15 protein-coding genes and 1 pseudogene are annotated in these 21,513 nt (G+C 72.3%); 7 read left to right on the forward strand and 9 right to left on the reverse strand.

Features of this window, described 5'->3' with window-relative positions:
• Position 1: 1 nt before the first annotated feature.
• Positions 2-2,191 carry a hypothetical protein gene (locus tag ACFZCY_RS07000; RefSeq protein ID WP_391169989.1) on the forward strand — a complete coding sequence of 730 codons (2,190 nt, stop codon included), beginning with the start codon at positions 2-4 and terminating at the stop codon, positions 2,189-2,191.
• Complete coding sequence (locus ACFZCY_RS07005) at positions 2,188-3,765, forward strand: hypothetical protein (RefSeq protein WP_391169990.1); 1,578 nt, start codon at positions 2,188-2,190, stop codon at positions 3,763-3,765. Before ACFZCY_RS07000 ends, ACFZCY_RS07005 begins: the two co-directional genes overlap by 4 nt.
• Positions 3,766-3,771: 6 nt before the next feature.
• On the opposite strand, the gene ACFZCY_RS07010 is transcribed toward ACFZCY_RS07005, so the two are convergent.
• The 5 genes from ACFZCY_RS07010 to ACFZCY_RS07030 all read right to left on the reverse strand — a co-directional run bounded on the left by ACFZCY_RS07010 (position 3,772) and on the right by ACFZCY_RS07030 (position 9,193).
• Positions 3,772-4,428 (reverse strand): PAS domain-containing protein, encoded by a 657-nt coding sequence (locus ACFZCY_RS07010; protein ID WP_391169991.1) that lies wholly within the window; start codon positions 4,426-4,428, stop codon positions 3,772-3,774.
• A gap of 85 nt (positions 4,429-4,513) precedes the next feature.
• Positions 4,514-5,314 carry a Cof-type HAD-IIB family hydrolase gene (locus tag ACFZCY_RS07015; protein WP_391170405.1) on the reverse strand — a complete coding sequence of 267 codons (801 nt, stop codon included), beginning with the start codon at positions 5,312-5,314 and terminating at the stop codon, positions 4,514-4,516.
• Positions 5,315-5,518: 204 nt separating this feature from the next.
• Positions 5,519-6,397 (reverse strand): phosphatase PAP2 family protein, encoded by an 879-nt coding sequence (locus tag ACFZCY_RS07020; RefSeq protein WP_391169992.1) that lies wholly within the window; start codon positions 6,395-6,397, stop codon positions 5,519-5,521.
• A gap of 83 nt (positions 6,398-6,480) precedes the next feature.
• Positions 6,481-7,506, reverse strand: coding sequence for a substrate-binding domain-containing protein (locus ACFZCY_RS07025; protein WP_391169993.1), 1,026 nt, complete (start codon positions 7,504-7,506; stop codon positions 6,481-6,483).
• A 25-nt stretch (positions 7,507-7,531) separates the two neighbouring features.
• Positions 7,532-9,193 carry an alpha-amylase family glycosyl hydrolase gene (locus ACFZCY_RS07030; RefSeq protein ID WP_391169994.1) on the reverse strand — a complete coding sequence of 554 codons (1,662 nt, stop codon included), beginning with the start codon at positions 9,191-9,193 and terminating at the stop codon, positions 7,532-7,534.
• 264 nt (positions 9,194-9,457) lie between these two features.
• On the opposite strand from ACFZCY_RS07030, the gene ACFZCY_RS07035 reads away from it, so the two are divergent.
• The 5 genes and pseudogenes from ACFZCY_RS07035 to ACFZCY_RS07055 form a co-directional block, all read left to right on the forward strand.
• Positions 9,458-10,732 (forward strand): extracellular solute-binding protein, encoded by a 1,275-nt coding sequence (locus tag ACFZCY_RS07035; protein WP_391169995.1) that lies wholly within the window; start codon positions 9,458-9,460, stop codon positions 10,730-10,732.
• Positions 10,733-10,803: 71 nt separating this feature from the next.
• A complete protein-coding gene (locus ACFZCY_RS07040) occupies positions 10,804-11,679 on the forward strand; it encodes an ABC transporter permease subunit (RefSeq protein WP_391170407.1) in 876 nt (291 codons plus the stop codon).
• A 5-nt stretch (positions 11,680-11,684) separates the two neighbouring features.
• Positions 11,685-12,515, forward strand: a complete 831-nt coding sequence (locus tag ACFZCY_RS07045) for an ABC transporter permease subunit (protein WP_391169996.1) — start codon at positions 11,685-11,687, stop codon at positions 12,513-12,515.
• A 23-nt stretch (positions 12,516-12,538) separates the two neighbouring features.
• Entirely contained in the window at positions 12,539-13,930 is a 1,392-nt protein-coding gene (locus ACFZCY_RS07050; RefSeq protein ID WP_391169997.1) for an alpha-amylase family glycosyl hydrolase, read from the forward strand.
• A gap of 74 nt (positions 13,931-14,004) precedes the next feature.
• A pseudogene (locus tag ACFZCY_RS07055) lies at positions 14,005-14,157 on the forward strand (alpha-1,6-glucosidase domain-containing protein); the annotation flags it as partial.
• Between the two features lie 6 nt (positions 14,158-14,163).
• Here the strand turns inward: ACFZCY_RS07055 and ACFZCY_RS07060 are convergent.
• The 4 genes from ACFZCY_RS07060 to ACFZCY_RS07075 all read right to left on the reverse strand — a co-directional run bounded on the left by ACFZCY_RS07060 (position 14,164) and on the right by ACFZCY_RS07075 (position 21,507).
• Positions 14,164-16,140, reverse strand: a complete 1,977-nt coding sequence (locus tag ACFZCY_RS07060) for a hypothetical protein (protein ID WP_391169998.1) — start codon at positions 16,138-16,140, stop codon at positions 14,164-14,166.
• Positions 16,141-16,235: 95 nt separating this feature from the next.
• Positions 16,236-19,373, reverse strand: coding sequence for an alpha-N-acetylglucosaminidase TIM-barrel domain-containing protein (locus ACFZCY_RS07065; RefSeq protein WP_391169999.1), 3,138 nt, complete (start codon positions 19,371-19,373; stop codon positions 16,236-16,238).
• A gap of 102 nt (positions 19,374-19,475) precedes the next feature.
• Complete coding sequence (locus ACFZCY_RS07070; protein WP_391170000.1) at positions 19,476-20,144, reverse strand: LuxR C-terminal-related transcriptional regulator; 669 nt, start codon at positions 20,142-20,144, stop codon at positions 19,476-19,478.
• Positions 20,145-20,229: 85 nt separating this feature from the next.
• Positions 20,230-21,507 (reverse strand): histidine kinase, encoded by a 1,278-nt coding sequence (locus tag ACFZCY_RS07075; RefSeq protein ID WP_391170001.1) that lies wholly within the window; start codon positions 21,505-21,507, stop codon positions 20,230-20,232.
• Between the last annotated feature and the right edge of the window lie 6 nt (positions 21,508-21,513).

Consider the following 21,513-nt stretch of genomic DNA (forward strand, 5'->3'; position numbering starts at 1 on the left):
GATGGGGAGCGGCCTGTACAACCTCAGCCGCGTCATGGACACGTTGGCCCCCGCGCTGCTCGGGATGCCGCCGGGCGGCGGTCCGTGGGGGAAGCGGACGTTCCCGGCGGGCGAGCCCGTGGTGGAGGTCGTCGGCGGCCGGGCCACCGGCAAGACGGCGCTGCTGGACGCGCTGTACGACGGCTACCACGCCTGGGTGCCCACGGCCCGGGTGGATCTGGGGGAGGCCCCGTACTCGGCCGACGACCAGGGGGACCGCGCCCGGCTGGACACCGCGAACGCGTCCCCGGTGACCAATCTGCTCTTCACCGCCTCCCATCAGCTCGGCTACGAACGCGACGGCAGCAGGCACACCCTGACCTTTCCCCGGCTCGCGCCCGCGCTGCTGGTGATCAGCGCGTGGCGGCCGGAGCCCCGGGACCGCGACGCGCGCGACCGTGACGCCCCGCACCGTGACTCCCCGCACCGCGACGACGTGGCGCCCGCCGATCTGGTGGCGGCGGAGGAGGAGTTGGGGGACATCCTCGCGCAGCGCAACCCCGACCCGCAGGCGCGGAAGGTGGTCGTCGGGCGATGGCTGAACGCGCTGGGCGGGGTCGTGGCGGGGCTGCTGCCCGGGGTGCCGGGGCTCCAGGAGGTGCTGAGCGCCGCCACCGACACCCTGCTCGCCCGGAGCGACGACGGCCGGGACGGCTCGTCGTGGTGGCGCTCGCACCTGGACCGTATCGACGGCGACGCCGTGCAGCGGCTGTTCGCGCTGGTGCGGAAGTTCCGCCGGGGGGGAGCGGCCCGGGCCGAGGTGGAGGCCGATCTGATCGCCGCCCTGCTGGCGGACATCAACGGCTCGTACGGCCCCTGGGCGCGCAGGACCCAGCATCCGCCGCTGATCCTGCTGGACAACGTGGACGAGGCGCTGCGCGAGCGCTTCCTCGGCCCGTTCGTCGACCGGTACGCGCGGGACAGCCGGGAGTGGCGCGGGCGCGGGCGGATCATGCTTCCCGTCGTCTTCGCCACCTCGCTCGGGGACGGCTCGGCGCCGCCGTCCCTCACCACCGACGCGCCCCCGTGGACGAAGCCGGAGCGGTGCCCGCCGCATGCGTGGCTGCTGCGGCTCGGCATCCCCAAGGTCGACGACGCGGAGATCCGTTCGATGCTCGGCGACGCCGCGTACCCGCCGTCGCTGCCCGACGTCATCGCCCGGCTGAGCGGCGGGCGTACGGGCGACGCCCTGCTGCTCGCCGGGGCCGCGACCGCGCGGCTGGACGAGCCGGGCCCCTTCGCCCTCGACCAGCTGCTGTCGCTTGCCGTCCCCGGCTCGGCCGAGCCGGTGGGCGCGCGGTTGCTGGAGCGGCTGCTGCCGGAGCCGGACGTACGGGAGGAGGTGCTGCGGATCGCGCCCGCGCTGGACGCGGAGGCCGCGGCGCGGCTGCTCCGGGCCGACCGGGCCGCGCTGCCCGGCACCAGCCCCGAACTGCGCGTCAGACGGCTGCGGGACGCCACCCTGGAGCGGCCGCACTGGGACCACCGGCCCTGGCCGACGGGGCACTCCGAGCCGACGCCGCTGATCACCGACCGGGCGCTGCGCGCGCTGCTGCTGCATCGCTTGAGAACCGGGGCCGACGAGGCGCGCTGGACCGGCCTGCACGCGTTGTCGGCCGCCCGTTACAACGACGGGGACGTACGGTCGGACGACTCCGACCGGCACGACCGGCGCTATCTGCACCACGCGCTCGCCCAGGGCCGCATCGACACCCTGGTGGTGCGGGCGATGCACTACCGGTATCTGCACCGCGCCCCCGCCGAGTGGCTGGGCGACCTCAATCTGATCGCGGCCGCGCCCCAGGCGTGGGAGGGTTTCGCCCCCGGGGGTCCGCCCGACGACGACGCGCCCGGCTGCGCGTCCTGCGAAGCCGGCGCCGATCAGCGGGTCCACGCCACGATCCGGCTGCTGCTGGCCACCGCATGGCGGCTGTCCGCGCCGCTGTCGGCGGTGCCGCCGAGCTACCGGGACGCCGATCTGGTGCATGTGCGGACCGCGCTGGAAGCGCTGTGCACCGACTACGGCAACAGCCCGCGCCGTGAGCGGGCGTACAACGCGTACGTCGACGCCATCGCCGACGGCGGCTGGATCGACGCCCTGGTCAACGGGGTGCAGGCCCCTGATCTTCCAGTCAAGGGAAGTAGCCGATGACCCACGCCCTGACCCATGCCCTGGCCCGTCCCTTCAGAGCCGTCCGGAGCCGGCACTCCGCCCTTCCGCCGATCCGCCGGGTCCTGAACTGGCTGCTGGTGGGGCTGGTCGTGGGCGGTCTGGTGGCGGTGGGCATCGTCACGCTGACGCCCGACCGCTCGTGCGGCGCCGGGGTCGACAAGCGCGCGGGCGACAAGGAGTGCACGGGCGTCACCGACGGCGGCTACTCCTTCATGGCCGAACTGGGCCCGGTGTCGGACCGCATCAAGGCCGAGAACAGCAAGGTCACGAAGAGCGGCAAGGCGTACGCCACCATCGCCCTGATGATCCCCATGACGTTCACGGAGGACGACGTGGCGGAGCGGGCCCAGGTGGTACGGGAGGTCCAGGGCGCGTATCTCGCCCAGTACCGGGCGAACCACGAGAGCGGCGACGAGCCGTCGATCCGTCTGGTGCTCGCCAACCCCGGCCGCGACATGACCCGTTGGAAGGAGGTGTCCGACCAGCTCGCGGGGATGGCGCACTCCGGGAAGGACCGGCTGCGCGCGGTGTTCGGGTTCAACCTCAGCGTCACCCGGACCGAGCAGACCATCGCCTATCTGACCAGGGAGAAGGGCATCGCGGTCGTGGGCGGCCCGATCACCGCGGACGATCTGGGCAACGACCGGGAACACCCCCGGAGATACCCCGGCCTCGCGAAGATCGTTCCGTCCAACCGCGACCAGGCGAGCGCGCTCACCCACCACCTGAAGGTGAAGCCCCGGGACACCTTCCTGGTGGAGGACACCCACGCGGACGACCTCTACGCGAGGTCGCTGCGCGCCGCCTTCCGCGCGGAGACCACGGGAACGCCGTATTCCGAGCAGTACGACTCGTCGAAGGCCATCCCGAACGACTTCGTCCAGATGGTCAACAACCTCTGTGACTCCCGGGCCACCACCATCTACTTCTCCGGCCGCCCGCCCGCGCTCGCCCAGCTGATCAGGGCCCTGGGCAAGCGCGGCTGCGCGGACCGGCACTACCGCGTGGTCACGGTCTCGGGCGCGTCGACGCTGGCGTACGACCCGGCGATGGACTGGGACGCCTTCTCCTACGGCGCCGGGCTGACCGTCGAGTACGCGACCATCACCCACGAGAGCGCCTGGACCACCGGCAACCCGCCCGCGACGGGCGGTTCGGCCGCCGACTTCCGGGCCCTCAGCACGCTCGTCGGCGGCGGGGACAAGTCCTCGGCGGTCGGCGACATCGGCCCGACCGGGCTCGCCGACGGCCGGACGATCACCACCTACGACTCCGCGACGACGGCCATCGCGGGCATCCGCAACCGCACCACCACCAAGGGGCAGGTGCCGGACCTGGACTCCATCGCGGCGGCGTGGCCACGGCTGCACGGGGACCAGATGGTGCGCGGGGCCGGCGGCTGGATCTGCCTCAACGGGTACGGGACGCCGTACGACAAGGCGGTGGCCATCGTGAAGCTGTCGCCCAGGAAGGACCGGCACATCGAGTTCGAGAAGCTGGCCTGGCCGGACGGCCACCCGCCCGCCGAACAGTGCACGGCCGCACCGGACTGAGACCGCTCACGGCGCGCGGAGGTAGTTGTAGACCGTGGCGCGGGAGACGCCGAGGAGTTCGGTGACCACCCGCACCGAGTGTTTGACCTGGAGGAAGCCGCGGGTCTGGAGGGAGCGGACGAGTTCCTTCTTGGCGGCGGTGCCCAGGCCCCGCGGGGTGTGGCCACGGGCGGCGGCGAATTCCTCGACGACGGTGCGCAGCTCGGTGACGGTGCGGGCCCTCAGGGTCTCCACGAGGGGCTGTTCCTGATCGTCGGTGCGCACCAGGTTGTTGAGGCTGCGGGCGACGCTGGCGAAGAGGGAGACGTCCAGGTTGAGGCAGATGGCGGCGATGTAGGTGCCCGCGCTGTTCTTGATGCCGATGGACGTGCTCTTGGCCGGGCGGCCGTCGGGGAAGCGGTTGGAGTAGTTCTGGACGATGCCGGGGAAGCCGGGGTCCTCGATGCGGGCGAGGCCGAGTTCGGTGGCCGGGTCGCCGACCGACCGGCCGGAGAGGTTGGACTCGATGGCCCGGATGGCCTGGTCGGGGCGGCGCAGATCGTGCAGCACCACCTCGCACAGGCCGGGGAACATCCGTCCGATGGCGGTGACGATCTTCTCGGCCTCGCGCAGCAGCACGTCGTCCTCGGCGCTGTCGCGCGGCTCCTGTGGTTCAGCTTGCACCTTGGACATTCTGTTTAGTTGTAAAACGACCGTCAAGGTCCCTGAGGGTGACTCAAGTGGGAGACAAGTCGGCATCAAGGTCCACTCAAGCGGGCGCGACGTGCGCGAACAGTCGTTCCAGCACCACCGCCACCCCGTCCTCGTCGTTGCGCGGCGCCACCTCGTCGGCCAGCGCGATCAGGTCCGGATGGGCGTTGCCCATCGCGACCCCGTATCCCGCCCAGCCCAGCAGCGGGATGTCGTTCGGCATGTCGCCGAAGGCGACCGTGTCCGCGGGGGTGAACCCCATCCGCTCCGCGGCCAGCTCCAGCCCCACCGCCTTGGTGATGCCCGCGGGCAGCACCTCGATCATGCCCTTCTCCGAGTGCGTCACCGACACCTCGCCCGCGCCCACCCGGGTCGCGGCCGCCGCGACCCGGTCGTCCGCCATCTCCCGGTGACGCATCAGCACCTTCTCGATCGGCCGCGCCCACAGGGCCTCGCGCTCCACCCTCTCGTCCCAGCCCGGCCGCCGCCCGTCGGCGAACCCGGCCGTGACCACGAAGCGGTTCTCCGGCGCGGCGGTCACCACGGCCAGCTCCAGCGGCCCCGCGCCCAGCGCCTCCTCGGTGCGCTCCACCACCGACCGGGCCAGGTCGCGGTCGAGCGCGGCCGAGACCAGCAGCCGGTCCGCGGTCGCGTCGTACAGCTGCGCGCCCTGTCCGCACACCGCGAGCCCCCGGTAGCCCATCGCCACCAGGAACTCCCGGCAGGACGCGGCCGGGCGCCCGGTGACGACCAGATGCCGCGCCCCGGCGCGGACCGCGGCGGCCAGCGCCGCCCGGGTGCGCGGCGAGACCGTCAGATCGCCGCGCAGCAGGGTGCCGTCGAGGTCGGTGGCCACCAGCCGGAAGCGCGGCCCCGCGGCTCGGGGGCGGGGAAGCAGGACTCCCGGCGAGGCCTCCGGAGCGGCTTCCGGAGTGGCTTCCGGCGATGCCTCCGGAACGGCTTCCGGAGAGGCGGGAGTGGCGGAAGTGGCGTCAGCGATGTACACGGTGCATCAGAATGGCGGGTCGGCCGGGGACGATCAAACCGTGCAGGCAGGCGCCGATCAGGCCGTACGCAGCTCGCCCTCGCGCTCGGGCGCCCGCCGCCGCCCGGTCACCTGCTTCGGCAGCCGGTACGGCAGCGCTCCGTACCAGGCGTACGAGAGCCCGAAGCCGAAGGACAGGCAGACGACGCCGCCGACCGCGTCCATCCAGAAGTGGTTCGCCGTCGCGACGATCACCAGCAGCGTCGCCGTCGGGTACAGCAGACCCAGTACCCGCACCCACACCGGGCGGGCCAGGGTGGCGATGGTGAGGCCGCACCACAGCGACCAGCCGATGTGCATCGAGGGCATCGCCGCGTACTGGTTGGACATGGTGGCCAGGTTTCCCGAGGCCATCGAGCCCCAGGTGTGGTGCACCACGACCGTGTCGATGAAGTGCCCGCCGTGCATGAGCCGAGGCGGGGCCAGCGGGAAGAGGTAGTAGCCGAGCAGGGCCACGCCGGTGGTCGCGAAGAGGGCCAGCCGGATGGCGGCGTAGCGGCCCGGATGCCAGTGGTAGAGCCACACCAGCACGCTGAGCGTCACGATGAAGTGGAGCGTGGCGTAGTAGTAGTTCATGCCGACGATCAACCAGCTGATCGAGTCGACCGCATGGTTGACGCCGTGTTCGAAGCCCATCCCGAGCCGGTGCTCCGAGTCCCAGACCCAGCTCGCGTTGCGCAGCGCCTCGGCGCGCTGCTCGGGGACGGCGTTGCGGATCAGGGAGTACGTCCAGTAGGCGGCCGCGATCAGGGCGACCTCGAACCAGAGCCGGGGTCTGCGGGGCGTGCGCAGCCGGGCCATCGCGGTCCGGCCCGCGGCCCGTCGCGCCTCGGGCTCCTCGATGGGTGACGGGGTGGCCGTTTGGCCCGCCGTGGTCCGAGATGTCGCTTCACCCATAGGGCAACAGTCTGCCAGACGGCGTCCATCCGCAGGTCGCTTCTTCGTCGCTTATGCCCGGTACGGGGTGGGCTTATGTCCCGTTACGGGCGGGCGCCGTGCGCCGCGGCGGTCGACCCGCGGACCACCAGTTCGGGCAGGAAGACGAACTCGCTGGGCGGCGCCGGGGTGCCGCCGATCTCCTCCAGCAGCGCCCGCACCGCCGCCTGCCCCATCGACTGCACCGGCTTGCGGATGGTGGTCAGCGGCGGATCGGTGAAGGCGATCAGCGGGGAATCGTCGAAGCCGACCACCGAGACGTCCTGGGGGACCCGCAGCTCCCGCCGGCGGGCCGCGCGTATGGCGCCCAGCGCCATCATGTCGCTCGCGCACACCACCGCCGTACAGTCCCGGTCGATCAGGGCGCCCGCCGCCGCCTGACCGCCCTCCAGGGAGTACAGCGAATGCTGGATCAGCTCCTCCGACTCCTCGGGCGGCATCCCCAGCCGGTCCCGCATCGCGTGCTGGAAGCCCTCGATCTTCCGCAGCACGGGCACGTACCGCCTGGGCCCGAGCGCGAGCCCGATCCGGGTGTGCCCGAGGGAGACCAGATGGGTGACGGCCAGCAGCATCGCCGCCCGGTCGTCGGGGGAGATGAACGGCGCCCGCACCTTCGGCGAGAAGCCGTCCACCAGCACGAACGGCACGCCCTGGCCGCGCAGCCGGTCATAGCGCTGCATATCGGCCGAGGTGTCCGCGTGCAGCCCCGAGACGAAGATGATCCCGGCCACGCCCCGGTCCACCAGCATCTCGGTCAGCTCGTCCTCGGTCGAGCCGCCGGGGGTCTGGGTGGCCAGCACCGGGGTGTAGCCCTGGCGGGTCAGCGCTTGCCCGATCACCTGGGCGAGCGCGGGGAATATCGGGTTCTCCAGCTCGGGCGTGATCAGTCCCACCAGCCCGGCGCTGCGCTGCCGCAGCCGCACCGGCCGCTCGTAGCCGAGGACGTCCAGGGCGGCGAGGACGGACTCGCGGGTGGCCGCGGCCACCCCCGGCCTGCCGTTGAGGACGCGGCTGACGGTGGCTTCGCTGACCCCCGCCTGGGCTGCGATGTCGGCAAGCCGTGCGGTCATGGAGTGGGACCTTACCGGTCGCATGTCAGATTGCCCACCACGCACAGGATTCGGGAGGAATGCGCACCGTACCGGCGCCGTACGCCAGCGGCGCGGAGGACAGCAGCGCGCGCCCCGGGAGCGGCAGCTCGACCTCTTCCCCGAGGGTGTTGAGCGTGCACACGAAGCCCGGGCGCGACAGCGCGAGCACCCCCGCCGGGGCGTTCAGCCAGCTCATCGGCCCGTCGCCCAGGCCCGGCAGCTCCCGGCGCAGCGCGAGCGCGGCGCGGTACAGCTCCAGTGTGGACTCCGGGTCGCCGGTCTGCGCCTCCACGGAGGCTTCGCCCCAGCCGTCGGGCTGCGGCAGCCAGCTGCCGCCCGGCCCGAACCCGTACGACGTGCCCGAACGGGACCAGGGCAGCGGCACCCGGCAGCCGTCGCGGCGGCCCTCCTGACCGTCCTGGCCGTCCTGCCCCTCGGCGGAGGTGCGGAAGAACGCCGGGTCCTGGCGGGCCTCGTCCGGCAGGTCGGTCACCTCGGGAAGGCCCAGCTCCTCGCCCTGGTACAGATAGGCCGACCCCGGCAGCGCCAGGGTGAGCAGGGCCGCGGCCCGGGCCCGCCGCAGCCCCTGCCCGGGGCCGCCGTCGGCGTAACGGGTGGGGTGCCGGACCACGTCGTGGTTGGAGAGCACCCAGGTGGTGGGGGCGCCGACCGAGGCGGTGGCGGCCAGCGACTCGTCGATCACCTCGCGCATCGCGGCCGCGTCCCACGGGCACTTGAGGAACTGGAAGTTGAACGCCTGGTGCAGCTCGTCCGGGCGTACGTACAGGGCCAGCCGCTCGGCGCTGGGCGCCCAGGCCTCGGCGACGCCGATCCGCATCCCCGGGTAGGAGTCCAGCAGCCGCCGCCAGCCGCGGTGGATCTCGTGCACCCCGTCCTGGTCGAAGAACGGCAGCACCTGCGAGCCGATCAGCTTGGCCTGTTCGGTGCGGCCGATGTTCGGCAGTCCCGGGGCCTTGACCATGCCGTGTGCGACGTCGATACGGAATCCGTCCACGCCCAGGTCCAGCCAGAAGCGCAGCACCGAGTCGAACTCCTCGCGGACCTCCGGACAGTCCCAGTTGAGGTCGGGCTGCTCGGGCGCGAACAGGTGGAGATACCACTCGCCCGGGGTGCCTTCGGGTCCGGTGGTACGGGTCCAGGCCGGGCCGCCGAAGACGGACTCCCAGTCGTTCGGCGGCAGTTCACCGTCCGCGCCCCGGCCGGGACGGAAGTGGTACCGCTCGCGGGCCGCCCCCCGAGGCCGGTCCGCGAGCGCGCTGACGAACCACGGATGGCGGTCCGATGTGTGGTTGGGGACGACATCGACGATCACCCTCAGCCCCAGCTCATGGGCGGTGCGCACCAGATCGTCGGCGTCCCCGAGAGTGCCGAAGAGCGGATCGACGGCGCGGTAGTCCGCCACGTCGTAGCCGCCGTCGGCCTGCGGCGAGGCGTAGAACGGCGTCAGCCAGACGGCGTCCACCCCGAGCCGGGCCAGATACGGCAGCCGTTCACGCGCGCCGCGCAGATCCCCGATCCCGTCGCCGTCGCTGTCGGCGAAGGACCGGACGTACACCTGGTAGATGACGGCGTCCCGCCACCAGGCGGCCGCTTCGGGCGATCGCCTCGGCTCGGCCTGGAGGGAGGTCGTGAGCTCCTGGGTCATGCCGGTGAACGTAACAGCTCTGCAATGACTTGCGGAAGAGCTTGCAGGGGTGGGTGGCGCCAAAAGGCGCACTCCTGGGCCTTATGGCGCCCCTGTCAAGCGCCTGGGCGGCTACCACCGGGACACGCGGGCGTAACGATTCGGGTCTCTTGCAGAAAACCTCCGCAAGACCTTTCCGGGGGTCTTTCCGGGGTCCCGCCGCGCTGTTACGTTCCTCCGCAATTCGGCGCCACGGCGCCGCAGGCCGGCTCGGGAGGGGTTCACATGCGACACGGCATCACGGCCACGGCACTGATCGCGGCCATCGCGCTCGCGGCGACCGCGTGCGGCGGTGACGGCGACGGCGGCGGAAAGCAGTCCGGAGGCAAGATCTCCGGCACCGTGACCTACTGGGACACCTCGAACGAGGCCGAGAAGGGCACGTACGAGCAGCTCGCCCACGGCTTCGAGAAGAAGTATCCGGACGTGAAGGTGAAGTACGTCAACGTCCCGTTCGGCGAGGCGCTGGCCAAGTTCAAGAACGCCGCCGGGTCCGGCGGCTCCGGCGCGCCCGACGTGCTGCGCGCCGAGGTGGCCTGGACCCAGGACCTCGCCAACATCGGCTACCTCGCCAAGCTGGACGGCACCCCGGCCCTCGCCGACCAGTCCGACTATCTGCCCAAGGCGGCCGCCGGAACGAAGTTCAAGGGCGCGACCTACGGCGTACCGCAGGTCATCGACACCCTCGGCCTCTTCTACAACAAGACGATGCTGAAGGACGCCGGGGTGCGGCCGCCCACCAGCTGGGCCGAGCTGAAGGCCGCGGCCAAGAAGATCAAGCAGAAGACCGGCAAGACCGGGCTGTATCTGCGCGGCGACGACGCCTACTGGTATCTGCCCTTCCTCTACGGGGAGGGCGGCGATCTGCTCGACACCGGCGCGAAGAAGGTCACCGTCGACGACGCGCCCGGAGTCAAGGCGTTCGCCACCGCCCGCGACCTGGTCGCCTCCGGCGCGGCGGAGACCGATGCCACCGACGGCTGGGACACCATGCAGCACGCCATCAAGAACGGCGACGTCGCGATGACGATCAACGGGCCGTGGGCGATCGAGGACACCCTGGCGGGCAAGGCGTTCAAGGACAAATCCAACCTCGGTGTGGTCCCCGTCCCGGCCGGCGGCAAGGGCCGGGGCGCCCCGCAGGGCGGCCACAACCTCACCGTCTACGCGGGCTCCAAGAACCTCGACGCCTCCTACGCCTTCGCGCGGTACATGAGCTCGCCCGCGGTGCAGGCCAAGACCACCGAGAAGCTCTCCCTGCTGCCCACTCGCACCTCCGTCTACTCCGACAAGACGGTCGCCGCGAACCCCAATGTGAAGTTCTTCAAGGCCGCCGTCGACAAGGCCGTCGAGCGCCCGTGGATCCCCGAGGGCAACAGCCTCTTCCAGGCGATCCTGGTGCAGTTGCCGAACGTGCTCGCCGGCCGGACGTCGCCCGAGAAGGCCGCGACATCGGTCGGGGACGCGTACCGCAAGCTCCTCAAGGGCGACTGGAAGTGAACCTTCCGACGACTGCCGCGGGCCCCGGCCGCATCCGCACCGCGCTGGCCCGCCACTGGTATGCCTGGGCCATGGTCGCGCCCGTCGTGATCGTCCTCGGCCTGATCATCGGCTATCCGCTGGGCCGCGGCGTCTATCTCTCCCTCACCGACGCCAACGAGGCCAATGTCGAGCGCACCATCGGGATCAACCACATCCCCGCCACCTATCGCTTCACCGGCCTCGACAACCTCACCGCGGTCCTGAAGGACCAGGTCTTCCTGGACCGGCTGCTGTGGACCGTGACCTGGACCGTCTCCTGCGTCACCGTCACCTTCGGCCTCGGCCTCGGCCTCGCCGTGCTGCTGAACCGCCGGTTCGCCGGGCGCGCCGTCTACCGCTCGATGCTGATCCTGCCGTGGGCGGTGCCCGCCTTCGTCTCCGTCTTCGCCTGGCGGCTGCTCTACAACGAGAAGAACGGCATCCTCAACAAGCTGCTCGACGGCGGCGGCATCGACGCCGTGCCCTGGCTGAACGACCCCACCCTGGCCAAGATCGCGGTGATCGCCGTCAACGTGTGGCTCGGGGTGCCGTTCATGCTGGTCGCCCTGCTCGGCGGGCTCCAGTCCATCCCCGGCGAGCGGTACGAGGCCGCCGAGATGGACGGCGCGAGCCCCTGGCAGCGGTTCCGCCACATCACCCTGCCCGGGCTGCGGCCGGTCTCCGCCACCGTGGTCCTGCTCTCCACCATCTGGACCTTCAACATGTTCCCGGTGATCTACCTGCTCACCCGGGGCGGGCCCGGCGACGCCACGGAGATCCTGGTGACGTACGCGTACCGGATCTCCTTCGTCAACAGCCCGCGCGACTACGGGGGCGCCTCCGCCTGGGGCGTCCTCATCCTGCTCATCCTCATGCTCTTCGCGGTGGTCTACCGCCGCGCGCTCCGCAAGCAGGGAGAGGTGTGACAGCCATGCGCGACCGGAGACGCGGCCCGCTCGCCTCGATCGGGCTGCACACGACCCTGATCCTCGCCTCGGCCATCGCGGTCTTCCCGCCGCTGTGGCTGCTGGTGACCTCGTTCAAACCCAAGGGCGAGGCGTTCAGCACCGAAGTGTTCAAGGACCCCACGCTGCGGAACTACACCCATGTCCTGGGCGATACGGAGTTCCTGACCTGGTTCGGCAACTCAGCTCTGGTCGTCGGCTGCACCACCGTGCTGGGGGTGTTCATCGCGGCCACCACCGGCTACGCCGTCAGCCGCTTCCGCTTCCCCGGCATGCGGCCGCTGATGTGGCTGCTGCTGATCACCCAGATGTTCCCGGTGGCCATCCTCATCGTGCCGCTCTACACGATCATGTCGACGCTCGGCTGGCTCAACCAGCCGATCTCGCTCATCGTCACCTATCTGACGGTGGCCGTGCCGTTCTGCGCCTGGATGATGAAGGGCTACTTCGACACCATCCCGGCCGAGATCGACGAGTCGGGGCGGGTCGACGGGCTCAATCCCTTCGGCGCCTTCTGGCGGCTGGTCGTACCGCTCGCCAAGCCGGGCATCGCGGTCACCGCCTTCTACACCTTCATCACCGCATGGGCCGAAGTCGCCTACGCGTCCGCCTTCATGACGGGCGAGGAGAACCTGACGCTCGCGGCGGGCCTCCAGACCTTCGTCAACCAGTACACCTCCGACTGGGGCGCGATGACCGCCGCCGCCGTCATGATCGCCGTCCCGGCGGCGCTGGTGTTCGCCTGGGTGCAGCGTCATCTGGTGGCGGGGCTCACGGCCGGAGCGACCAAGTCATGACGAGACGTCCCCACGGAGGAACGATGGCCCGCAGCCGCACGTCCCTCGCCACCGCGCTCGCCCTCGCGGCGAGCGCGACGGCGCTCGTCGCCCTGCCCCCGCAGACCGCGCGGGCGGCACCGCCCGGCAGCAAGGACGTCACCGCCGAACTCTTCGAGTGGACGTACGCCTCCGTCGCCAAGGAGTGCACCAGCACCCTCGGCCCCGCCGGATACGGCCATGTCGAGGTGTCCCCGGCCACCGAGCACATCCAGGGCGGCCAGTGGTGGACGTCCTACCAGCCCGTCAGCTACAAGATCGCCGGACGGCTCGGCGACCGCACCGCCTTCAAGAACATGATCGACGCCTGTCACGCCGCGGGCGTCAAGGTGGTCGCCGACGCCGTCATCAACCACATGTCCGCCGGCTCCGGCACCGGCACCGGCGGCTCCTCGTACACCAAGTACGCCTACCCCGGGATCTACCAGCCCCAGGACATGGACGACTGCACCTCGCAGATCAGCGACTACCGGGACCGCTGGAATGTGCAGCACTGCGAGCTGGTCGGCCTCGCGGACCTGGACACCGGCGAGCCGTACGTCCGCACCCGGCTCGCGCGGTATCTCAACGACCTGCTCTCGCTCGGCGTGGACGGCTTCCGCGTCGACGGCGCCAAGCACATCCCGGCCGATGACCTGGCCGCCATCAAGAGTCAGTTGAACGACCCCGGCGTCTACTGGAAGCAGGAGGTCATCTACGGCGAGGGCGAGGCGGTCTCCCCGACGGAGTATCTGCGCAACGGCGATGTGCAGGAGTTCCGCTACGGCCGGGACCTCAAGCGGGTCTTCCGATCCGAGAAGCTGGCGTATCTCAAGAACTTCGGCGAGGGCTGGGGCTATATGGCGAGCGGCCAGTCCGGTGTCTTCGTCGACAACTGGGACACTGAGCGCAACGGCTCCACCCTCACCTACAAAGACGGCGCCGACTACACCCTGGCAGGCGTCTTCATGCTGGCCTGGCCCTACGGCTCCCCGGACGTCCACTCCGGCTACGAGTTCGGCGACAACGACGCGGGCCCGCCGAACGGCGGCACGGTGAGCGGCTGCTACCAGGACGGCTGGAAGTGCCAGCACAAATGGCCCGAGATCATGAGCATGGTCGCCCTCCGCAACACGGCCCGGGGCAGCTCGGTGACCAACTGGTGGGACAACGGCAACGACGCCATCGCCTTCGGGCGCGGCGACACGGCGTACGTGGCCATCAACCACGAAAGCGGCTCCCTCACCCGGACCTTCCAGACCTCGCTCCCGGCGGGCGGCTACTGCGACATACAGAGCGGCAAGTCCGTCACGGTCGACTCCTCGGGCCGGTTCACCGCCACGCTGGGCACGAACACGGCGGTGGCCCTCCACACGGGTGCGCGTAGCTGTGGCTGACCCCCGGCGTCGCCCCCAACCCCCCTCAAGGAGTCACCCGCCCCGTGAAATCCACCGTGTTCCGTACGGCCGCCGCGCTCGCCGCCCTGGCCGGGACCCCGTACGCCCTCCACCCGGTCCAGGCGCACGGCGCCGACTCCACGGTGAAGAGGTCCGGTTACGAACGCGCCAGCGGCACCTTCACCGTCCCCGGCCGCACCGTCGCCGTCTACACGGCCGGGGGCTAGGGGGGCTCAGTGCAAGGCGTCCAGCCGGGCACCGTTCCTCAGGCGGGCCTTGAGGGTGGCGTGGGCGCCGGGCTTGACCGGGACGGTCAGGGCGCGGCCGTGGGACCGGCCCTTCACGCCGCCGCTCGCCGCGATCCCGGCCACCTGGCGGCTGCCCGCGGCGAGCAGGAACCAGTGGCCGGACCGGGCCTTCCACAGCACGCCCGCCAGGACGCGCGGTGCGCGTGGCCCGCAGGCGGGGGAGCCGTCCGCCGTGGCGGCGACCGCGCCCGCCGAGCCCCGGCGGGTGTTCCACGGCTGGAACTGGGCCAGCACCCTGCTGCCCGCGCCCCGCCAGGTCTCGGCCCGGGTGCACAGCCAGGCCGCCCGGCCGCCCGCCTCGGGCAGCCGCTGGGTCCCGAACCGCCAGACGTTCACCGACCGCACCCCGCGCCCCGCCATCACCGGCAGCCGGCAGGCCGTCCGCGCCCAGTCGAACCGGGCCGCCCGGCCCGCCACATCGCGCGGCCCGCCGCGCGCCGCGGACCCGGGGGCGCCGTAGGTGAGCCGGGCCGGGGCCAGTTCGCCCAGGTCGGCCACCAGCCGCGAGCCGAACCGCAGCGCGGGCCAGCCCCGGCACGGGCGCAGCCGCGGCATGGTGCGCACCGGGTCGGTCACCCCGTCGGCGGCCAGGCGCACCGGGCGCGGCCGATCGGTGGGGCGCAGCAGGTCCCGTACGGAGGCGTGGCGCACCCAGGGGGCGGCCAGATAGCGGACGTTGCCATCCGCGCGGCCCAGCACCAGCGCGGTCGAGGCGGCCGCGTCCGCCGCGTCGAGGCGGGCGAGGTCCAGCGCCACCGCACCGCTCTCGCTGCCGCGCCCCTCCGCGTACCGGGCGACCCGCAGCCCGTCGTACAGCAGCACCACCGCCGCCTGGTCCACCACGCCCGCGTACAGCAGCTGCGGCGGCCCGGACGGCGGCCCCGACTGCGTGCCCGCCGTCGCCGACACCCGCACCGAACGCCCCGGCCGCGCCCAGACCGCCAGCGCGCGGCGCAGCAGCGCGGTGTCGCCGAGCCGGTCGCCGCGGGCGGGCCAGGACGAGAAGTCCGCGCGGGTCGCGGTGCGCCACGCGGCGGGCTCGGCGCGCGTCAACCGGTCCGGGTCCAGCGCCCGTTCGGAGGACGGGTTACGGGCGTAACTCGGCGCCGCCGCGCCGCTTCGCCCCCAGCCCTCGCCCGGCATCCCCAGCAGCGACCCGCACACCACCAGCGCCACCACGGTCACCAGCAGCGCCCGCAGATGCTGGCGGCGGCGCATCAGATCGGTGGGCCGCGCCTGCAGCGAACAGGCGTCGAACTCGGCCGACTCCAGCAGCGAACCGTCGTCCCGGCTGCCCGCCGGCTCCGGCACCTCGTCCGCCTCGTCGAGCGCGTCCCGCGCGTCCTCGACGCCCGCGGCCTGCAGCAGCGCCCGCACGTCGCGGTCCTCCAGCCGCTCCAGCTCGCGCAGTACGTACGCGGCCCGGCCGGGGCCCGACAGCTCGGACAGCGCCTTGTCCAGGGCGAGTTCATCGGCCCCGCCGGAGCGGGGGAACAGCCGCAGCCCCCACACCAGGGGCAGCGGCGCCGTCAGCGCCCACGGGCGCCTCGGCCGCGCGGCCCGCAGCGCGGAGCGCAGCACGCGCAGCCGCACATAGGCGTATCCCGCGTCGCCCGCCGCGCCCTTCGTGCCGCGCTGCCACGGCAGTTCGACCTCCTGGGCCTCGGGCCTGCTCTGGTTGCGCGGCAGTGCCCGCTGCGCCAGCGCGTGCGCGGCCAGCACGCGCCGGGTGCGGCCCATTCCGGGCGGCAGGATGAGATACGCGAGCCGCACCAGCCGCGGATAGTGCTCGACGATGGCGGCCTCGGCCTGCTCGACGTCGATCGGGCCTGCGGCCTCGGCGGTGTCGTCAAGGCCGGCGGTGTCGTCGAGGGGAATGGCTGTCGCCTGCTGCTGCTCCACGTGGCGTAAACGAGCGGCGGTAGGAGTAGGTCACAAAGCGGGCGGCTCCGCCCACGGCGAGCGGGGGCGGAGCCTTGACGGGGAAGCGTGACGCGTCAGCTCACGCGCCAGCCGCTGAACTCGACCGTGCCGCGCGCCCCGCTGCCGCCGTGGGCCGCGCTCATGAACAGCCCGGCGTCCTGCGCGGCCGCCGCGCCCGGCACGGTCACCGTCGCCACCTTGCGCCAGTTCGCGCCGTCGTCGGTCGACAGCTCGCCGGTGCACGAGGTGGCGGAGGCGCGCGTCAGCCGCAGCAGCACCGGAGCCTTCACACCGGTGACCCGCTGGTAGGTGTCGAGCGTGCCGTCGCCGCCTGAGTCGTACGACAGGACGACCCCGTTGGCGGGCGTGACCGACAGGTTCAGGAACCCCGGGGAGCCCGCCGTCGCCAGCGCGTTGCGGACGATGATCCCGGCGCGGGCCCAGGGCCCGGTGACGGCCTGCGCATCCACCTTCACCGTCACCGCCACCCCCGCCCGCAGCGCGCCCTCCCGGTACGCCGCGCCGAACTCGGCCGTCGCCTTCCACAGGTCCTGGCCGGCCCCGTCGATCGCGAACCGCTCGCCCAACTGCCCGAACACCGCGCCGTTGTTGGTGACCGTCTTCCAGCCGTCGGCCAAGGGGCTCGCCACCCACAGGGTGCCGGTGCGCACCGCCCGCACCGGGTCCTCGCCGCGCGGCCCGTACCGTACGGCGAGCTCGTACGGATACGGCTTCAGCGGATCGGCCGGCGGGTCGTCGGGCGCGGTGGCCCGCCAGTGGACCGCGCCGCTGCCCGCCGCCGGAACCGACGGCAGCGAGGTGGGGCCCTGGGGCGCCGGGTCCAGGCCGGTCACGGTCAGGTCGAAGTCGACGCGGCCGGTGGCCCGCAGCCCGTTGACGTTGCGCAGGGTCGCGGTGATGACCCCGGAGCCGCCCGGCGGCAGCGTCCCCGGCTCCGTGCCGACGGTCAGCGTCCCCTGGTACGGGGCCTTGGCCAGCGCCTCGTACACCCGGCGCGCCGTCTGCCACGCGTCCGCCACCGGCCGTACCGGATAGCTCTTGCGCTCCCGCGTCCACGGCTCCTCGAGCGCGTACCAGTCGAAGGCGCGCGGCGCGCGGCCTTCAGCGAGCGCGTCCTCCAGCTCGTCCAGGTAGGACTGCCACTGGGGCAGGTGGAAGTCGCCGATGAGGCCGTGCCAGTCGCGGTTGGCGTAGTTGGCGAGCTTGCCGGTGTCCGCGGCGCCCCGGTCCGCCCAGGTGGTGATGAGAGCGCGCGCGGCGAACTCCAGCTGTACGGACTCCTCCTCGCCCGAGGCCATCCGCTTGGCGTCCTCCAGCCAGGGGCCGAGGAGGAGACGCCGGTGGGTGCCGGTGATGTCGTCGCTCAGCCGCATCAGCTTGAGCCACAGCCGGGACAGCGCCCGGAAGGTGTCCAGGTCCTTGCGGGCCCACGCGTCCGAGAGCTGCGGGGCGAGCTGCCAGGACCGGTTGGCGAGCGCCTGCCGCGCCGTGTCGGCCAGGTCGTAGCGGTACGCGTCGCTGCCGCGCAGCCCGGCCCCTACCCCCAGGAGCGCCGCCAGGGCCGCGTCGAAGCGGGCGATGTCGAAGGCGGGCACATGGGTGGCGTAGTACGTGCCCGAGCGCGCGGCGACCGAGGGCCGGGAGGCGAAGACGGAGTCATGGGGGCGGCCGTCCTTGCTGCTGATCTCGTACGCGGTGTCGCGCAGCGCCGCGAACGCCTCCCGCGCCTTCCCGTCCGGAGCGCCGTAGCGGACATCGGCGTAGGTACGGAACCACTCGTCCCGGTCCACCGCCTGATCCCGCCACGCCAACTCGCTGAACAGCTCGAACGCCGCCGGATCGCGTTCGACCGCCTCCGGCATGTACGCCGTGCCGGCCAGCTTGCTGCCCGGCTTGTCCCGCCAGACGGTGAACCGCTGGGCCCAGATGTGGGTCTTGGCGCCGATCGTCGTACGGCCGCCGAAGTTGGGGATCGTGCCGAACGCGTACGGCACCGAACCCCAGTCCTTCTCCCGGTCGGTGATCGTGTCCAGATCGGACAGACCGTCCACGACCAGCATGTGGTCGTGGTTCACCGCGTCCAGCAGGTCGCGCCGGGGGTTGGCCTGCCAGCCCAGGATCACCCAGATGGCGCCGGGGCGGGCGGTCTGCAGCGCCTTCTCCACGGCGCGCGCGGCGTCCGGCACCGAAACGTCACCGGCATTGCCGCCTTCATGAAGCAGGTCCATCTTGAACAGATCGCACTCGCCGAACAGGTCCTGCTGGTGGCGGTAGAACGCCGCGGCCACCTCGTGGAACGCGTCGGTGCGCGGGTCGAGCCAGTCGGGCCGCCGGAGCCCGTTCCAGTCGCCCTGCGGCACGGTGCGCGCACCCGGGTTGCGGTCGGCGAAGCCGTCGGGGACGGTGCCGAAGTAGCCGGGGAAGACGGGCCGCATGCCCAGCTCCCGCATCCGGTCGGCGATGCGCCGCCCCAGATCGGTCCGCTTCTCCATCAGCGCCGTGGACACCGGGCCGCCGTACTCGCTCATGTTCTGCATCAGGAACCACGGCTGGTGGGCGGGGGTGGGCAGCCAGGCGCGCAGCTCCGCGTCCGTGTAGCCGAAGTCCTGGAGCAGCCGGTGGTAGACGGCCTCCTGGCCCGCGGTGACCAGCAGCTCGTTGCAGCCGTGCAGGGCCGCGATGTCGATCAGGTGTTCCCAGCGGTCCCAGTCGGCGAACGGGGCGGTGTAGCCGTCGTGGGTGTCGTTGAACGCGAAGCGGTGCGGCAGCGCCGTCGACCGCTCGACGGTGCCGCGCGGCGCGGGCAGCCTCTTCGGCAGCTCCAGCTGATCACCCGCCCAGGTGATCTGGGCGTGGCAGGTGTACTTGAGGTACCAGTGGACGCCGGTGAGCAGCACCGCGGGGCTCGTCCCCGCCACGGTGATCCGCCCCGCCTTACCCGTGACCTCGAACCGCTCCTTCGTCCCGCCGGGAAGGGCCACCAGGCGGAACTGCTCGGCGTGCTCGGGCAGCAGGCGCCGCAGCGCGGCGTGCGCGGGCGCGGTGTCGAAGGCGGTCACGGCGGTGTCCTGTGCGCTGTCCTGTGGTGGCCGCGGTGTGTCGGCCAGCGCGGGGGAGTGAGCCCCTAACGCGGCCCCGGCCCCGAGTACTCCGGCGGTTCCGATCAGCGTACGTCTGCTCAGGTCGCTCATGCGCCCCCCAACGGACAACGGCCAACGGTTGTGGTGCGCGAGGCACTTAACCAGCGATGCGGGGCGGGAGCAATGGGGCGCGCGCGCCGGGGGAAGCGCCCGTCAGCCGCCGCTCGCCTCCGTACGCCCCCGGTCCAGGTACGCCAGCACGGCCAGCACCCGGCGGTTGTCGTCGTCGGACTGCGGCAGGCCGAGCTTCCCGAAGATGTTCGAGGTGTGCTTGGCGACGGCCCGCTCGGTCACCACCAGCTGCGCCGCGATCGCCGCGTTCGACCGGCCCTGCGCCATCAGCTCCATCACCTCGCGCTCCCGGGGCGTCAGATGCCCCATCGGCCGGTCCTGCGAGCGCCGGGTCAGCAGCTGCGAGATCACCTGCGGGTCCATCGCCGTACCGCCCTCGGCGACCCGCCGCACCGCGTCGATGAACTGGTCCGCGTCGAAGACCCGGTCCTTGAGCAGATAGCCGATGCCGCCGCTCCCGTCGGCCAGCAGCTCCCGCGCGTACAGCTGCTCCACGTGCTGCGACAGCACCAGCACGGGCAGCCCCGGCCGGTCCCGCCGCGCCGCCAGCGCGCACTGCAGGCCCTCGTCGGTGAACGACGGCGGCAGCCGTACGTCCACCACGGCCACGTCCGGCTTCAGCTCCGCCAGCGCCCGGGTCAGCTCCGGCCCGCTCTCGACGGCGGCGGCGATCTCGAAATCGTAGGCCTCCAGCATCCGCACCAACCCGTCCCTGAGCAGGAACAGATCCTCGGCAACGACTACGCGCACGGCGGGCTCCATGACGTCATCGGGCCCGGAACGGAACTCCGGGCCGAATGCGTCGAATGTACCGTCGTACGGCCCTCGCCGGGGCTCAGACCGCCGGTCGTGGGGCGGTCGGGACGCAGGGGATCTCCATCGTCACCATGGTGGGCCCGCCGGGCGGGCTGCTGACGGCGAGGACGCCGTCGAAGGTGCCCAGCCGCCGTTCGACGCCGCTGAGGCCGCCGCCCTCCGCGACGCGGGCGCCGCCGCTGCCGTTGTCGGTGACCGCGATGCGCAGCATCCCGGCCTCGTGGTGGATGTCGAGCCACATGCGCTCGGCGCCGGAGTGCTTGGCCGCGTTGGTGAGGATCTCGCTGATGGCGAAGTACGCGGCCGCCTCGACCGGCTCCTCGAACCGGCCCGACAGCTCCACCTCGGTCTCCACCGGGATGGGCATCCGCAGGGCGAGGGCGCGCACCGCGTCGCCCAGGCCGCGTTCGGCCAGCACCGGCGGGTGGATGCCGCGGACCAGATCGCGCAGTTCGGCCAGGGCCTCGGCGGAGTTGGTGCGGGCCGCGGCGAGGAGTTCCTTGGCCTTGGCCGGGTCCTTCTCGACCAGCGCCTCGATGGTGCCCAGGCTCATGCCCATGGCCACGAGCCGGGCCTGCGCGCCGTCGTGCAGATCGCGCTCGATGCGGCGCAGCTCGGCGGCCGAGGTGTCCACGGCGTCGTGCCGGGTCTCGGTGAGCCGCTCGACGCGCTCGGCGAGGGCCATCTGCGGGGTGGGGGCGAGGAAGGCGCGGGCCAGCAGGAAGTGGGCGCGCAGCAGCAGGGGCGAGGCGAACAGCCCGAGGAGGGCGAAGCCGGCTCCGGTCAGGGCGGCGAGGTTCGCGGTCGTCTGCGAGGTCACGGGGACGAACGCATACCAGTACGTGTCGCCCGCGTCGACGATCGGCTCCCAGACCCCGGCGGCCAGCACCCAGCCCTCGACCCCGTACGGCAGGAAGACACAGGCGAGCGCCGCGGTGACGCAGCCCGCCGTCATGTCGACCAGCAGCCACAGCAGGTCCCGCCAGGTCGCCGGGTCCTTCAGCAGATGGGTGCACAGCTCCACCTGCCCGGTCAGACCGGAGCGCCGGTCGGCGGGCAGCGGCCGGTAGGGCAGCCGGATCTGGACCCCGGACCACCGGGCGGCCAGCAGCCTGCGCTGATTGGCGTGCCGGCGCACCGCGCCGATCAGCGCGGGAGTGGTGAAAACACCCAGGCCCAGCAGCATGAAGGCGATGGACAGCACCGTCAGCACGAACAGCGTGATCGAACCCGCGAGCGTGACGAACGCCAGGGCGAGCCCCCGTAAACAGGCCAACAGTCCGCTGCGGACCTTCATCGCACG

This window comes from Streptomyces sp. NPDC007983, assembly GCF_042958345.1.
Taxonomy (GTDB): domain Bacteria; phylum Actinomycetota; class Actinomycetes; order Streptomycetales; family Streptomycetaceae; genus Streptomyces.